Source organism: Streptomyces sp. NPDC000134 (assembly GCF_042899225.1).
Taxonomy (GTDB): Bacteria; Actinomycetota; Actinomycetes; order Streptomycetales; family Streptomycetaceae; genus Streptomyces.
This window is the reverse complement of the sequence record NZ_JBIAZN010000003.1, coordinates 278,682-292,099: the sequence shown is the minus strand read 5'-3', so window position 1 is coordinate 292,099 and position 13,418 is coordinate 278,682. Positions and strand designations below refer to the sequence as shown.

Here is a 13,418-nt window from a genome sequence, read left to right as displayed (position 1 = left end):
ACCGGATACGCTGACTTGAGTGATGGCAGCGACCTATCGACAAACCGCGTCACCGCGTGACCGCCAGTAGACACCAGCAGACAGGAGACCCCACGTGACCGTCGTCGGGCCGTTCGGGCTGAGCGTGCGGGACCAGGCTCTGGAGGCCGATGTCCAGGCCGGATTGGCGGCAGTCGAGGAAGGGTTGCTTGAGGCAACCAAGAGCGAGGTGCCGTTCATCACGGAGGCCGCCCAGCACCTGGTCAAGGCGGGCGGCAAGCGCTTCCGGCCGCTGCTGGTGATGCTCGCGGCCCAGTTCGGCGACCCCTACGCCCCCGGCGTGGTGCCCTCGGCCGTCGTGGTGGAGCTGACCCACCTCGCCACGCTGTACCACGACGACGTGATGGACGAGGCCGCGGTCCGCCGCGGCGTGCCCAGCGCCAACACCCGCTGGGGCAACTCGGTGGCCGTCCTCACCGGCGACTTCCTGTTCGCCCGCGCCTCCCAGATCCTCGCCGACCTCGGCCCGGAGGCGGTCCGGGTGCAGGCCCTGGCGTTCGAGCGGCTGGTCACCGGCCAGATCCTGGAGACCGCGGGCCCGCAGGACGGCCGCGACCCGGTCGATCACTACCTGGACGTCCTCGGCGGCAAGACCGGCTCGCTGGTCGCCGTCTCCTGCCGCTTCGGCGCGATGATGTCCGGCGCCGACGAGACGGTCGTGGACGTCCTCACCCAGTACGGCGAGCGGCTCGGCGTCGCCTTCCAGCTCGCCGACGACGTCCTGGACATCGCCTCCGACTCCCACGAGTCGGGCAAGACCCCCGGCACCGACCTGCGCGAGGGCATCCCGACCCTGCCCGTGCTGCGGCTGCGGGAGCGGGCGGCCCGGCTGGGACTGGCCGAGGACCTCGCCCTGTGCGAGCTGCTCGACTCCGACCTGAGCGACGACGACCGGCACGCCGAGGCGCTGCGCCTGCTGCGCGCCCACCCCGCGCTGGAGCAGGCCCGGCACGACACGGTCCGGTACGCCAAGGACGCCCGCTCGGCGCTGGCCCCGCTGCGCGAGTGCGACGCGAAGACCGCGCTGGTGGAACTCTGCGACGCGGTGGTCCACCGGGCGGGCTGATCCCGCCGCCGACCGGCCGCCGACCGGTCGGACCCCGCCGCCCGGCGCCCCCGTCTCCTCCGCACCCCCTACGGGTCGGGGGAGGCGTCGTACCTTCGTGTCATACCGCAGCAGTACATCGAGTTGAGCCCGCGGTCTGACGCTTCTCCGTAGCCGATTTGGTCAGATAGTCACCACGGAAAACACCAATCCTCACCGATTCGGGTGAGAATGGCGGCTCAGGGTGGACCGGTGCGAGGTCGCAGGAAAGCCGCCGCCGACGACGGAGGTAGGGCACACATGGCACCGTACGAATCCGACGGCAGCACGACCGCCGCCGAGGCCGAGGAGCGGCGCGCGGCGCGCCGGCGCAAGGCCACGCGGTACGTCGTCCCGGTCGCGGTGATGGGCGTCGCCGCGGCGACGATCGGGCTCGTCCCCGCGCTCGCCGACGCCGGCGACCCGGACCTTCCCGACCTCACCGCGCAGCAACTCCTGGAGAAGATGGCCGCGTCGGACACGGAGCGGTTCTCCGGCACGGTCCGCATCAGCACCGACCTCGGGCTGCCGGACCTCGGCGGCCTGGAGAGCGGCCTGCTGTCCGGCGGCCCCGGCTCCCCGTCGGCCTCCGGCCCGGACGGCGGCGGGGACGGCGGTTCCGCCGCGGACCCCTCGGCGAAGCTCACCGAGCTGGCCACCGGCAGCCACACCCTGCGCGTCGCCGCCGACGGCCCCGACCGGCAGAAGGTCTCGCTGCTCCAGGACGCCGCCGAGTACAGCCTGATCCACGACGGCAAGGACGTCTGGGGCTACGACAGCGCGTCCAACGAGGTCTACCACTCCACCGTCGCCGCCGACGCCGGCCGGCGGCACGAGAAGGTCCCGGCCACGCCGAAGGACCTCACCGAGGAGGCCCTGAAGGCGGTGGACGGCACCACGTCCGTGACCGTCGAGGGCACCGCGCAGGTCGCCGGCCGCGACGCCTACCGGCTGGTCGTCAAGCCCCGGCAGGAAGGCTCCACCGTCGGTCGGATCACCGTGTCGGTGGACGCGGAGACCGGCACACCGCTGAAGTTCACGCTCACCCCGGCGAGCGGCGGCGCGGCCGTCGTGGACGCGGGCTTCACGAACGTCAGCTTCGCGAAGCCGGACGCGTCGACGTTCGACTTCACCCCGCCTAAGGGCGCGAAGGTCACCGAGGCCGACGAGGCAGCGGCCGAGGCCCCCGCGGGCGGGCAGCGGGCCGAGGAGGAACTGGCCGGGGGTCTCGGCGGGGACCTCGCCGGCGCGAAAATCATCGGCGAGGGCTGGAACGCGATCGCCGCCTTCGACACCGGCGCCGAGGGCGGCCTGCCCACGGGCGACGCCGACGGCGACCTCGGCGGCTTCCTGGGCTCGCTCGGCGACCAGGTCAAGGGCGACTTCGGCACGGGTACGGTGTTCAGCACCCGGCTGGTCAACGCCCTGATCACCGACGACGGCAAGGTCTACGCCGGTGCGGTCACCAAGGACGCCCTGGTGAAGGCGGCGAACGCGGCGAAGTGACGCCCGCGTGACCGACACGACCGACCGGACCGGCACGAACGGCCGGGCTGGCAGGAACGACTGAGCGAGGGAGCCGATGGCCGAGGCGTCCGCCACGGAGCCGCACCGGGGGTCCGCGCCGGGCACGGGGCCCGGGTCGGGCGGGGAGCCCGCCTCGGCCCCGGCGCCCGCTCCGGCCCCGGTGACCGCCCCGGCCGTGATCGAGACCCGTGGGCTCACCAAGCGCTACCGCGGCGGACAGCTCGCCGTCGACGGGCTGGACCTGTCCGTCCCGGCGAGCAGCGTCTTCGGCTTCCTCGGCCCCAACGGCTCCGGCAAGACCACCACCATCCGCATGCTGATGGGCCTGATCGAACCCACCTCGGGCACCGCCCGGGTGCTCGGCCGGCCCATGCCGCGCGCCGCCCGGACCGTACTGCCCCGGGTCGGCGCCCTCATCGAGGGCCCGGCCCTGTACGGCTTCCTGTCCGGCCGCGACAACCTGCTGCGCTACGACGCCGCAGACCCGACCGCCGACCCGCGCACCCGGCGCGAGCGCGTCGCGGCGGCCCTGGACCGGGTCGGGCTCACGGCCGCCGCCGGCAAGAAGGCGAAGGCGTACTCGCTGGGCATGAAGCAGCGGCTCGGGCTCGCGGCGGCCCTGCTCCAGCCTCGCCGCCTCCTCGTCCTCGACGAGCCCACCAACGGCCTCGACCCCCAGGGCATGCGCGAGATCCGCACCCTGGTCCGGGAACTGGCCTCGGACGGCACCACCGTCTTCCTCTCCTCCCACCTGCTGGACGAGATCGAGCAGGTCTGCACGCACGCCGCCGTCATGGCGCGCGGCCGGCTGATCACCCAGGGCCCGGTCGCCGACCTGGCCGCCGGGGCGCGCGGCCGGCTGGTGGTGACCACGCCGGACCCGGGGGACGCGGCCCGGGTGCTGAAGGAACAGGGCGCCGGGGACATCGTGATCGCCGAGGACCGGGTGACCGCCGAGCCCCCCGACCGCGACCTCGCCGAGCTGACCGCGGCCCTGGTGACGGCCGGCGTCCGGGTCCGCGGCTTCGGAGTGGAACGCGCCTCGCTGGAGGACGCGTTCGTGGCGCTGACCGGGGAGGGCTTCGATGTCGCGGGCTGAGATCGGTACGGCGGCGGTACCGTCCGGGACCGGCACGGCCGTACCGGCCGGGACCGGCGCGGACGTACGGCCGCCGCGGGCCGTGTGGACCCTCGGGCTGTTCCGCAGCGAACTGTCGATCACCTTCCGGCGCTGGCGCACCCTGGCCCTGCTGGGCGTGCTGGCCGCCGTGCCGGTGCTGGTCGGGATCGCCGTGAAGATCGAGACCGGCGACGGGTCGGGGACCGGCGGCGGCGCGGGCGGACCGGCGTTCATCTCGCAGATCACCAACAACGGACTGTTCCTGGTCTTCACCGCGCTCGCCGCCACCCTCCCGTTCTTCCTGCCGATGGCGGTCGGCGTGGTCGCCGGGGACGCGGTGGCGGGCGAGTCCGGCGCGGGCACCCTGCGCTACCTCCTGGTCGCCCCGGCCGGCCGCACCCGCCTGCTGCTCACCAAGTACGCGGCGGTGCTCGCCTTCTGCCTCGCCGGCACGCTGGTGGTCGCCGTCTCCGCGCTCGCGGTCGGGGCGCTGCTGTTCCCGCTCGGCGAGCTGACGACGATCTCCGGTACGCGGATCTCCTTCGCCGAGGGCCTGCTCAGGGCCCTGCTGATCGCCCTGGTCGTCGCCGCCTCACTGATCGGCGTGGCGGCGCTCGGCCTGTTCGTGTCGACGCTGACGGGCAGTGGCATCGCGGCGATGGCGACGACCGTCGGGCTGCTGATCACCGTGCAGATCCTGGACCAGATCCCGCAGTTGCACGCCCTCCAGCCGTACTTCTTCTCCCACTACTGGCTCTCCTTCGCCGACCTGATGCGCGAACCGGTCTACTGGGACGACCTGATGAAGAACCTCGGCCTCCAGGCGCTGTACGCGGCGGTGTTCGGCTCGGCGGCCTGGGCGCGGTTCACGGCGAAGGACATCACCGCGTGACGGTGGCCGCCACCGCCAGCAGCAGCGCCTCCGCGCCGTGCGGCGCCACCGACTGGAGCCCGACCGGGCAGCCGTCGGCGCCGAACCCGGCCGGGATACTGAGCGCCGGGTGCCCGCTCAGGTTGAACGCCCAGGTCAGGGCGGTCGAGTAGCGGTCGCCGGGGCCCTCGTGGCCGTGCGGCGCGGTCGGGGTCGTCGGCGTCAGCAGCAGCGCCGCGCCGGAGAACAGCCCGGCCAGTCGCTCGTCGTTCACCGCCCGGGTGCGGTGCGCGTCCCGGAGGTCGGCGCCGGGGGTGCGCAGGGCCAGCCAGGCCGGACCCGGGTCGTCCAGCCGCAGCGGACGCCGGGGCCGCACCAGCCGTACGGCACCGGCGTCGACCAGGCGGTCCACCGCCGCCCGCGCCAGCGCGACGGGCTCCTCGTCCGGCTCCGCGAACCCGAGGTCGGCCGACCAGACGGCGGGCACGGGCAGCTCCGGCACGGCCCGCCGCGCGGCGCCGGGCACCATCACCCGCCAGTACGCCGCGAGGTCGGCGACCGAACGGGCGAGCACGCCGGGCGCGGTGAGCCCCGTGGGACCGGTGGAAGCGCCGGGGGCGGTGGGTTCCGTGGGGCCGGTGGAAGCGCCGGGGGCAGTGAGAGCCGACGGACCGGCGGAGGCGCCGGGGGCGGTGGGCCCCATGGGGCCGGTGGAGGCGCCGGGCGCGGTGAGACCCGACGGACCGGTACAGGCGCCGGGGGCGGCGTGGTCCGCCCGGCCTGCGGTGACGGCGCCGGTCGTCAGCTTCAGCCCCGGCACCCCGCACCAGGCCGCCGGGATGCGCACCGACCCGGCCCCGTCGCTCCCCGTCGCCAGCGGCACCAGCCCCGCCGCGACGGCCGCCGCCGATCCGGCCGACGAACCGCCCGGCGTACGGTCGGCACGCCACGGGTTGACGGTGCGGCCCCCCGCCCCGAGGCCCCAGGTCTGCCACGCGGTGCCCGGCCCCGGCACGGAGGTCGCGCCCACCGGCACGCACCCCGCCGCGAGCAGCGGGCCCGCCGCACGCAGCCCGCGCCGCCCCTTCACGCCGATCGGCACGCCCGCCAACGGCGGACGCTCGCTCGCCGCGACCCGCGCGTCGACCTCGCGGGCCCGCCGGGACGCGTCCTCGGCCCACACCTCCAGGAACGCGCACAGGCGGGCGTCGCCGTCCGCGATCCGGGCCAGCGCCGCCGCGACGGCGTCGACGGCGCGCAGCGCGCCCGACCGGACCGCCTCGGCGATCTCCACGGCGCCGGCCGGCGCGGCGTCGGTGACCGCCATGTCCGTCATCGCCGTATTCCCCTCCGTCGCATCTTTGTTCCCCCGGTGCCCCTCCGGCAGCCCCCCGCGGCCCCGCCCCGCAGCCCTTCCCGTCCACCCGGAACGGCCCTCGGCGCGGCCGTGACCTCCTGGAACGAGTTCGTGACAGCGTGGTGACGTGAGAATCGGGAGCCAGCGGAGAGACTCGACCATAGGTGTTCGATCGGCTCCTGACGGCACGGGACGGAAACCACCGGCACGACCGCTCACGGAACCCGCCCACGAGTGAGGGGACGATGGCTCGACTCAGCCGCGACAAGAAGCAGGACCGCCGGCGCGGGGTGCAACCGCTCGACGTCCGGGTCCCGGCCGCCGGCGGCGGCACGGTCGACGGCGTCCCGGTCACCGCGGCCCCCGGCGAGGAGATCGGACAGGCCGTCCTGAACCGCCTCCAGAACCTCGCCCGCGCGGTCGGCGGCCCGGTGCTCGCCACGGTCCACGACGAACGGCACGGCTACGTCCTCCCGCTCCGCGTCGCCCCGGACGGCACCAGCGACCTCACCGGACCCCCCACCCCGATCCCGGCGCCCGCACCCGCCCCCGCGACCCCCGCCGAGCCAGCACCCCGTACCCCCACCCCGACCATCACCCTGCGCCGCCTGCCCACACCCGCCGCACCCGCCGCACCCGCCGCACCCCCCGCATCCACCGGCGTACCCGCCCCCCTCCCCGACCTCGCCCCCGAACCGAAGCCCACGCCCACCCCGGCGCGCGGGTTCGACGCCGTGGCCGAGGCCGTGCTCGGGGACGGGCCGATCACCGCGCCCGGCGACGGCACCGCGCCCGCGCTGCTGGCGGAGCCGACCGCGCGGATCAACGAGGCGGTGCGGGACGGCCGTACCCAGGACGCGGCGCGGCTCGCGGAGGAGACCGTGGCTCGGGCGTCGCGGACGCTGGGCCCGGACCACCCCGAGGTGCTGAGGCTGCGGGAGCTGACCGCGTACATCGCGTACCTCTCGGGCGATCCGGACCGTGCCCTGTGCCTCTCCCTGGAGCTGGCCCGCGCCCATCACCGCGCGGGCGACGCCGAGGCCGCGTACGGCAACGTCCAGAGCGCGGCGACCGCCTGGCGTGCCGTACGCGACCCCGAGCGGGGCCTGGAACTGGGGCAGGACCTGATCGGCCTGTGGTCCCGGCTGGTGGACGAGGACGGCCCGGCCGCCGAGGACACCGGCAAGCTGGACGCGGCCCGCGCCCGCATGGAGCGCCTCACCGAACGGGCCCGCGCCCTGCGGGAGTGACCGCGGACGGGTCAGTGGACGCAGAACTCGTTCCCCTCGGGGTCCGCCATCACCGCCCACTCCCCGCCCTGCTCCGCCACCCGCCGCAGCGTCCGCGCGCCCAGCTTCTCCAGCTTGGCCACCTCCTCCTCGCGGCGTCCTTCGCCGGGGTGCAGGTCGAGGTGGAGGCGGTTCTTGCCGGTCTTGGCCTCGGGGACCCGCTGGAACAGCAGCCGCCGCCCCAGCCCGGTGCCGCTGTGCTGGTCGAAGGGATCGTCGGGGTGGCGTACGGCGGCCAGGTCGCGCCAGGCCCGCCGGCCGTGCGCCTCGACGGTCGCCCCGGCCGGTACCGCGCCGAGCGCCAGCAGCTTCTCGACCAGCGCGCTGTGGTCCTCCACCAGGTAGTTGAGGGCGGCGGCCCAGAAGCCGGCCTGGGCGTGCGGATCGGCGGCGTCGACGACGAGCTTCCAGTGCACGGGCACGGGCGCGGGTCCGGACGAGGGCGATGCTGCGGATGATGTCTGCGTCATGCGCTCACTTATACGGGTCGCCGGACCCCGCCCGCAGGCCGATTCCGGTGCCTACGGCTTCCCGGCGGCTGCCCCGCTGCCGGCCGGCTCGGCGGTCCCGGCCGCGGCCGCGGCCGCCGCCGCGGCACCGGCCCGCAGCGCGACCGCGTTGCGCCGGGCCGTGCGCAGGGCGTTCCAGGTCAGCAGGGCCAGCGCCAGCCAGACCAGCGCGAACCCGGCCCAGCGCTCGGGCGGCATCTCCTCACCGAAGTAGAAGATGCCGAGCAGGAACTGGAACACCGGGGCCAGGTACTGGAGCAGTCCCAGCGTGGAGAGCGGCACGCGGATGGCGGCCGCGCCGAAGCAGACCAGCGGCAGCGCGGTGACCAGCCCGGTCGCGGCGAGCAGCGCCGCGTGACCGGCGCCCTCGGTGGTGAACGTCGAGTCGCCCCGCGCGCTCAGCCAGATCAGATAGCCCACCGCGGGCAGGAACTGGATCGCGGTCTCGGCGGCCAGCGACTCCACGCCGCCGAGGTTGACCTTCTTCTTCACCAGTCCGTAGGTGGCGAAGGAGAAGGCGAGGCAGAGGGAGATCCACGGCGGGCGGCCGTAGCCGACGGTGAGCACGACCACGGCGGCGAAGCCGGTCGCGACCGCCGCCCACTGCACCGGCCGCAGCCGCTCCTTGAGCAGCAGCACGCCCATGGCGATGGTGACCAGCGGGTTGATGAAGTACCCGAGGGACGCCTCGACGACATGGCCGCTGTTGACGGCCCAGATGTAGACGCCCCAGTTGACGGTGATGACCGCGGCGGCGACGGTGACGAGGGCGAGCCTGCGCGGCTGCCGCAGCAGTTCGCCCGCCCACGCCCAGCGCCGCACGACCAGCAGCGCGACGGCGACGAAGACCAGCGACCAGGCCATGCGGTGGGCGAGGATCTCGCCCGCCCCGGCGGGCTTGAGCAGCGGCCAGAACAGGGGGACCAGGCCCCACATCCCGTACGCGGCGAAGCCGTTGAACAGACCTATTCGCTGCTCGCCCTTCGACGACCCGGCCACGGCTGCCTCCTTCTTCGGTCCTGCGCGCCGGCACGACGGTAGCGCCGCGGACCGCCGCCTGTCATGCCCGTATCGTCATACGGTCATGACCGGCGGCCCGGGAGGGGCGTCAGCCCTGGAGGGCGGCCCGGACGGCGTCGGCGAGCGGGGTGGCCGGGCGGCCGATGAGCCGGGAGAGGTCGCCGGTGGTGACGGCCAGTTCGCCCTTCGCGATGGACGCCTCCACGCCGCCCAGGACCTCGGCCATGGGCTCGGGCACCCCGGCGCCGGCGAGGGCGCGCACGTACTCCTCGACGCCCACGGGGCGGTAGGCGATCTCGCGGCCGGACTGCCGGCTCACCTCGGCCGCGTACTCGGCGAAGCTCCACGCCTCGTCGGCGCCCAGGTCGTACCGCTTGTTCTCGTGCCCCTCGCCGGTCAGTACGGCGACGGCGGCGGCCGCGTAGTCGGCGCGCGCCGCGGAGGAGACGCGGCCCTCGCCGGCGGCCTGCACGACGGCGCCCTGGGCCAGCACCTGGGCGAGGTGCTCGGTGTAGTTCTCGTGGTACCAGCCGTTGCCCAGGATCACGTACGGCAGGCCGGAGGCGAGCAGCGTCCGCTCGGTGGCGCGGTGATCGTCGGCGAGCGCGGCGGTCAGGCCGCTCGGGGCGCTGGTGTACGCCAGCAGCGCGACGCCCGCCGCGGCGGCGGCGTCGATGACGGTCCGGTGCTGGGCGGGCCGGTCCTTGGTGATCTCGTTGCCGGAGATCAGCAGCACCTTGTCGCCCGCCGAGAACAGGCCGTCGAAGGTCTCCGGGGCGTTGTAGTCGGCGACGGCGAGGCGCACCCCGCGCTCGGCGAGGCCGGCCGCCCTGTCCTTGTCGCGTACGACGGCGACGACCTGGTCGGCGGGGACCTTCGCCAGCAACTGCTCCACCACGTGGCGGCCAAGGTGTCCGGTGGCTCCGGTGACGACGATGCTCATGGTCTGCGTACTCCTCGTGCGGGGGGGGGGGGCGTCCTTCTCTGACACTCACCCTAAGAGGGGCGCTAACTTTTGGACAGTACCCACTTCAAAGTAAGGTACGGGCATGAAGGTAAGTGAGGACGTGGAGGCCAGGTGCCCCTCCCGGCTGGTGCTGGAGCACATCACCAGCCGCTGGGGCGTGCTGGTGCTGATCGAACTGCTCGACCGCCCGTACCGCTTCGGGGAACTGCGCCGCGCCGTCTCGCGCGGCGGCCGGACGGCCAGCGAGAAGATGCTGACCCAGACGCTCCAGACCCTGGAGCGCGACGGACTGGTGCACCGGGACGCGAAGCCGGTGATCCCGCCCCGGGTGGACTACTCCCTGACCGGACTGGGCCGGGAGGCGGCCGCACAGGTGGCCGCCCTGTCCCGCTGGACCGAGGAGCGGATGGACGACGTCACGCGGGCCCGCCGGGCATACGACGAGGCCCGGGGCTGACCGGCCCCGGGCCCCCGCGCGGTACGGCGGGCGCTCAGCCCACGACCGTCCAGGTGTCGCCGCCTGCCAGCAGCGCGGCCAGGTCGCCCTTGCCGTTCTGCTCCACGGCCGCGTCGAGCTGGTCGGCCATCTGCGTGTCGTAGACGGGCCGGCCGACCGAGCGCAGTACGCCGATCGGGGTGTGGTGCAGGGTGTCGGGGTCGGCGAGCCGGCTCAGCGCGAACGCGGTCGTCGGGGACTCGGCGTGCGCGTCGTGCACCAGCACCCGCGCCTCGTTCTCCGGCGTGACGGCCACCACCTTCAGGTCACCGGTCGCCGGGTCCCGCACGACCCCCTTGGCGCCGTCGGCGCCGAACCGGATCGGCTGCCCGTGCTCCAGCCGGATCACCGCGTCCTCGGCCTGCCGCTTGTCCTTCAGCGCCTCGAACGCGCCGTCGTTGAAGATGTTGCAGTTCTGGTAGATCTCCACCAGGGCCGTGCCCGGGTGGGCGGCGGCCTGGCGCAGCACCTCGGTGAGGTGTCTGCGGTCGGAGTCGACGGTCCGCGCCACGAAGGACGCCTCCGCGCCGATCGCCAGCGACACCGGGTTGAAGGGCGCGTCCAGGGACCCCATCGGCGTCGACTTGGTGATCTTGCCGACCTCGGAGGTGGGGGAGTACTGGCCCTTGGTCAGACCGTAGATCCGGTTGTTGAACAGCAGGATCTTGAGGTTGACGTTGCGGCGCAGCGCGTGGATCAGGTGGTTGCCGCCGATGGACAGCGCGTCGCCGTCGCCGGTCACCACCCACACCGACAGGTCCCGCCGTGAGGCCGCCAGACCGGTGGCGATCGCCGGGGCCCGGCCGTGGATGGAGTGCATCCCGTACGTGTTCATGTAGTACGGGAAACGGGAGGAGCAACCGATGCCCGAGACGAAGACGATGTTCTCCTTCGCCAGGCCCAGCTCCGGCATGAAGCCCTGCACGGCGGCGAGGATGGCGTAGTCACCGCAGCCGGGACACCAGCGCACCTCCTGGTCGGACTTGAAGTCCTTCATCGACTGCTGGGCCTCGGCCTTGGGGACCAGCTTCAGTGCCTCAGTCATCGATGGCCTCCTTCAGTGCCGCGGCGAGCTGCTCCGCCTTGAACGGCATACCGTTGACCTGGTTGTACGAGTCGGCGTCGACCAAGTACTTCGCCCGGATCAGGGTGGCCAACTGGCCGAGGTTCATCTCGGGCACCACGACCCTGTCGTACCGCCGCAGCACCTCGCCCAGGTTCCCCGGGAAGGGGTTGAGGTGCCGCAGATGGGCCTGGGCGATCCGGCCGCCCTCCTTGCGGATGCGGCGCACGGCGGCGGTGATCGGCCCGTACGTCGAACCCCAGCCCAGCACCAGGGTCCGGGCGCCGTCCGGGTCGTCGGGCTCGACGTCGGGGACCTCGATGCCGTCGACCTTGGCCTGCCGGGTGCGGACCATGAGGTCGTGGTTGGCGGGGTCGTAGGAGATGTTGCCCGTGCCGTCCTGCTTCTCGATGCCGCCGATGCGGTGCTCCAGACCGGGCGTGCCCGGGATCGCCCACGGCCGGGCGAGGCTGTGCGGGTCCCGCTTGTACGGCCAGAACACCTCGGTGCCGTCGTCCAGGGTGTGGTTCGGGCCCTGCGCGAACTGCACGGTCAGATCCGGCAGTTCGTCCACCTCGGGAACGCGCCACGGCTCGCTGCCGTTGGCCAGGTAGCCGTCGGAGAGCAGGAAGACCGGGGTGCGGTAGGTCAGCGCGATCCGGGCCGCCTCCAGGGCGGCGTCGAAGCAGTCGGCCGGGGTGCGCGGGGCGACCACCGGGACCGGCGCCTCGCCGTTGCGCCCGTACATGGCCTGGAGCAGGTCCGCCTGCTCGGTCTTGGTCGGCAGCCCGGTGGACGGGCCGCCGCGCTGGATGTCGACGACCAGCAGCGGCAGTTCGAGCGAGACCGCCAGCCCGATCGTCTCCGACTTCAGCGCCACGCCCGGCCCGCTCGTCGTGGTCACCGCCAGCGAACCGCCGAAGGCCGCCCCCAGCGCCGCGCCGATGCCCGCGATCTCGTCCTCGGCCTGGAAGGTGCGCACCCCGAAGTTCTTGTGCCTGCTCAGCTCGTGCAGGATGTCCGAGGCCGGGGTGATCGGGTACGAGCCCAGGAACAGCGGCAGATCGGCCTGGCGGGAGGCGGCGATCAGCCCGTACGCCAGGGCCAGGTTGCCGGAGATGTTGCGGTAGACGCCGGGCGGGAACGCGGTCGCCGCCGGGGCCACCTGGTAGGAGACCGCGAAGTCCTCGGTGGTCTCGCCGAAGTTCCAGCCCGCGCGGTAGGCGGCGATGTTGGCGGCGGCGATGTCCGGCTTCTTCGCGAACTTGGCCTTCAGGAACTTCTCGGTGCCCTCGGTCGGCCGGTGGTACATCCAGCTCAGCAGGCCCAGCGCGAACATGTTCTTGCTGCGCTCGGCCTCCTTGCGGGTCAGCGCGAACTCCTTCAGCGCCTCCACCGTCAGCGTGGTCAGCGGCACCGGGTGGAGGCTGTAGCCGTCCAGCGAGCCGTCCTCCAGCGGGGAGGTGGTGTAACCGACCTTCTGCATCGCCCGCTTGGTGAACTCGTCGGTGTTGACGATGATCTCCGCGCCGCGCGGCAGATCGCCGATGTTCGCCTTCAGGGCGGCCGGGTTCATCGCCACCAGCACGTTCGGCGCGTCGCCCGGGGTGAGGATGTCGTGGTCGGCGAAGTGCAGTTGGAAGGACGAGACGCCCGGCAGCGTGCCGGCGGGCGCCCGGATCTCGGCCGGGAAGTTCGGCAGCGTCGACAGGTCGTTGCCGAACGACGCGGTCTCCGAGGTGAAACGGTCGCCGGTGAGCTGCATCCCGTCGCCCGAGTCCCCCGCGAACCTGATGATCACCCGGTCCAGTCGGCGGACGTCCTTCGCTCCCGCCGTATCGCGCTGCGCTCCCACGACGGTGTCGTCTGCTCCGTCGGCCTGCTCCGCTGGGCTGCTGACCTGGCTGGTCACTGAACTGGACCTCCCTAGAGGCGGCTGTCCGGGGACTGGTCTCCCGACGACCAGCCCAGGATCAACCCTACGACCGCGCGGCTTGACTTCCGGTGTACATTCCCAGGTTGGACACGACTTCCGGACAGGCCCCCGCCCTGACCTCGTCTTACCTGCCGGACCCT

At 73.7% G+C, this 13,418-nt stretch carries 12 protein-coding genes; 6 read left to right on the top strand and 6 right to left on the bottom strand.

Annotated features, from left to right (window positions below; genetic code table 11):
- Positions 1-94 precede the first annotated feature (94 nt).
- From ACFY32_RS06155 to ACFY32_RS06140, 4 genes are all read left to right on the top strand, one after another.
- Entirely contained in the window at positions 95-1,105 is a 1,011-nt protein-coding gene (locus tag ACFY32_RS06155) for a polyprenyl synthetase family protein (protein WP_390673534.1), read from the top strand.
- Positions 1,106-1,384: 279 nt separating this feature from the next.
- A complete protein-coding gene (locus ACFY32_RS06150) occupies positions 1,385-2,629 on the top strand; it encodes an outer membrane lipoprotein carrier protein LolA (protein WP_390673533.1) in 1,245 nt (414 codons plus the stop codon).
- A gap of 76 nt (positions 2,630-2,705) precedes the next feature.
- Entirely contained in the window at positions 2,706-3,749 is a 1,044-nt protein-coding gene (locus tag ACFY32_RS06145; RefSeq protein ID WP_390673532.1) for an ABC transporter ATP-binding protein, read from the top strand.
- Positions 3,736-4,662, top strand: a complete 927-nt coding sequence (locus ACFY32_RS06140; RefSeq protein ID WP_390673531.1) for an ABC transporter permease — start codon at positions 3,736-3,738, stop codon at positions 4,660-4,662. The genes ACFY32_RS06145 and ACFY32_RS06140 overlap by 14 nt, the downstream gene beginning before the upstream one ends.
- On the opposite strand, the gene ACFY32_RS06135 is transcribed toward ACFY32_RS06140, so the two are convergent.
- Entirely contained in the window at positions 4,652-5,977 is a 1,326-nt protein-coding gene (locus tag ACFY32_RS06135) for an amidase family protein (protein ID WP_390673530.1), read from the bottom strand. The two genes, ACFY32_RS06140 and ACFY32_RS06135, sit on opposite strands and share 11 nt — an antisense overlap.
- Positions 5,978-6,243: 266 nt before the next feature.
- Here ACFY32_RS06135 and ACFY32_RS06130 point away from each other — a divergent pair, with 266 nt between their 5' ends.
- Entirely contained in the window at positions 6,244-7,248 is a 1,005-nt protein-coding gene (locus ACFY32_RS06130) for a tetratricopeptide repeat protein (protein ID WP_359189385.1), read from the top strand.
- Positions 7,249-7,259: 11 nt separating this feature from the next.
- On the opposite strand, the gene ACFY32_RS06125 is transcribed toward ACFY32_RS06130, so the two are convergent.
- The 3 genes from ACFY32_RS06125 to ACFY32_RS06115 all read right to left on the bottom strand — a co-directional run bounded on the left by ACFY32_RS06125 (position 7,260) and on the right by ACFY32_RS06115 (position 9,759).
- A complete protein-coding gene (locus ACFY32_RS06125; protein WP_359189382.1) occupies positions 7,260-7,757 on the bottom strand; it encodes a VOC family protein in 498 nt (165 codons plus the stop codon).
- A 51-nt stretch (positions 7,758-7,808) separates the two neighbouring features.
- On the bottom strand, positions 7,809-8,795 hold the full coding sequence (gene rarD, locus ACFY32_RS06120; RefSeq protein ID WP_359189379.1) for an EamA family transporter RarD: 987 nt from the start codon (positions 8,793-8,795) through the stop codon (positions 7,809-7,811).
- A gap of 109 nt (positions 8,796-8,904) precedes the next feature.
- Entirely contained in the window at positions 8,905-9,759 is an 855-nt protein-coding gene (locus ACFY32_RS06115) for an SDR family oxidoreductase (protein ID WP_359189376.1), read from the bottom strand.
- 106 nt (positions 9,760-9,865) lie between these two features.
- Here ACFY32_RS06115 and ACFY32_RS06110 point away from each other — a divergent pair, with 106 nt between their 5' ends.
- The gene (locus ACFY32_RS06110) at positions 9,866-10,240 is read left to right on the top strand and encodes a helix-turn-helix domain-containing protein (RefSeq protein WP_359189373.1); all 375 of its coding nucleotides are present in this window, start codon (positions 9,866-9,868) and stop codon (positions 10,238-10,240) included.
- Positions 10,241-10,274: 34 nt separating this feature from the next.
- Here ACFY32_RS06110 and ACFY32_RS06105 read toward each other — a convergent pair whose 3' ends face one another.
- Both ACFY32_RS06105 and ACFY32_RS06100 read right to left on the bottom strand, forming a co-directional pair.
- Entirely contained in the window at positions 10,275-11,324 is a 1,050-nt protein-coding gene (locus ACFY32_RS06105; RefSeq protein ID WP_359189370.1) for a 2-oxoacid:ferredoxin oxidoreductase subunit beta, read from the bottom strand.
- Positions 11,317-13,254 carry a 2-oxoacid:acceptor oxidoreductase subunit alpha gene (locus ACFY32_RS06100; RefSeq protein WP_390673529.1) on the bottom strand — a complete coding sequence of 646 codons (1,938 nt, stop codon included), beginning with the start codon at positions 13,252-13,254 and terminating at the stop codon, positions 11,317-11,319. Before ACFY32_RS06100 ends, ACFY32_RS06105 begins: the two co-directional genes overlap by 8 nt.
- Between the last annotated feature and the right edge of the window lie 164 nt (positions 13,255-13,418).

Coding starts and splice junctions, on each gene's coding strand:
- ACFY32_RS06105 (WP_359189370.1), bottom strand. CDS start 11,324: ATGACTGAGGCACTGAAGCTGGTCCCCAAGGCCGAGGCCCAGCAGTCG.
- ACFY32_RS06130 (WP_359189385.1), top strand. CDS start 6,244: ATGGCTCGACTCAGCCGCGACAAGAAGCAGGACCGCCGGCGCGGGGTG.
- ACFY32_RS06150 (WP_390673533.1), top strand. CDS start 1,385: ATGGCACCGTACGAATCCGACGGCAGCACGACCGCCGCCGAGGCCGAG.
- ACFY32_RS06140 (WP_390673531.1), top strand. CDS start 3,736: ATGTCGCGGGCTGAGATCGGTACGGCGGCGGTACCGTCCGGGACCGGC.
- ACFY32_RS06135 (WP_390673530.1), bottom strand. CDS start 5,977: ATGACGGACATGGCGGTCACCGACGCCGCGCCGGCCGGCGCCGTGGAG.
- ACFY32_RS06145 (WP_390673532.1), top strand. CDS start 2,706: ATGGCCGAGGCGTCCGCCACGGAGCCGCACCGGGGGTCCGCGCCGGGC.
- ACFY32_RS06110 (WP_359189373.1), top strand. CDS start 9,866: ATGAAGGTAAGTGAGGACGTGGAGGCCAGGTGCCCCTCCCGGCTGGTG.
- ACFY32_RS06125 (WP_359189382.1), bottom strand. CDS start 7,757: ATGACGCAGACATCATCCGCAGCATCGCCCTCGTCCGGACCCGCGCCC.
- ACFY32_RS06115 (WP_359189376.1), bottom strand. CDS start 9,759: ATGAGCATCGTCGTCACCGGAGCCACCGGACACCTTGGCCGCCACGTG.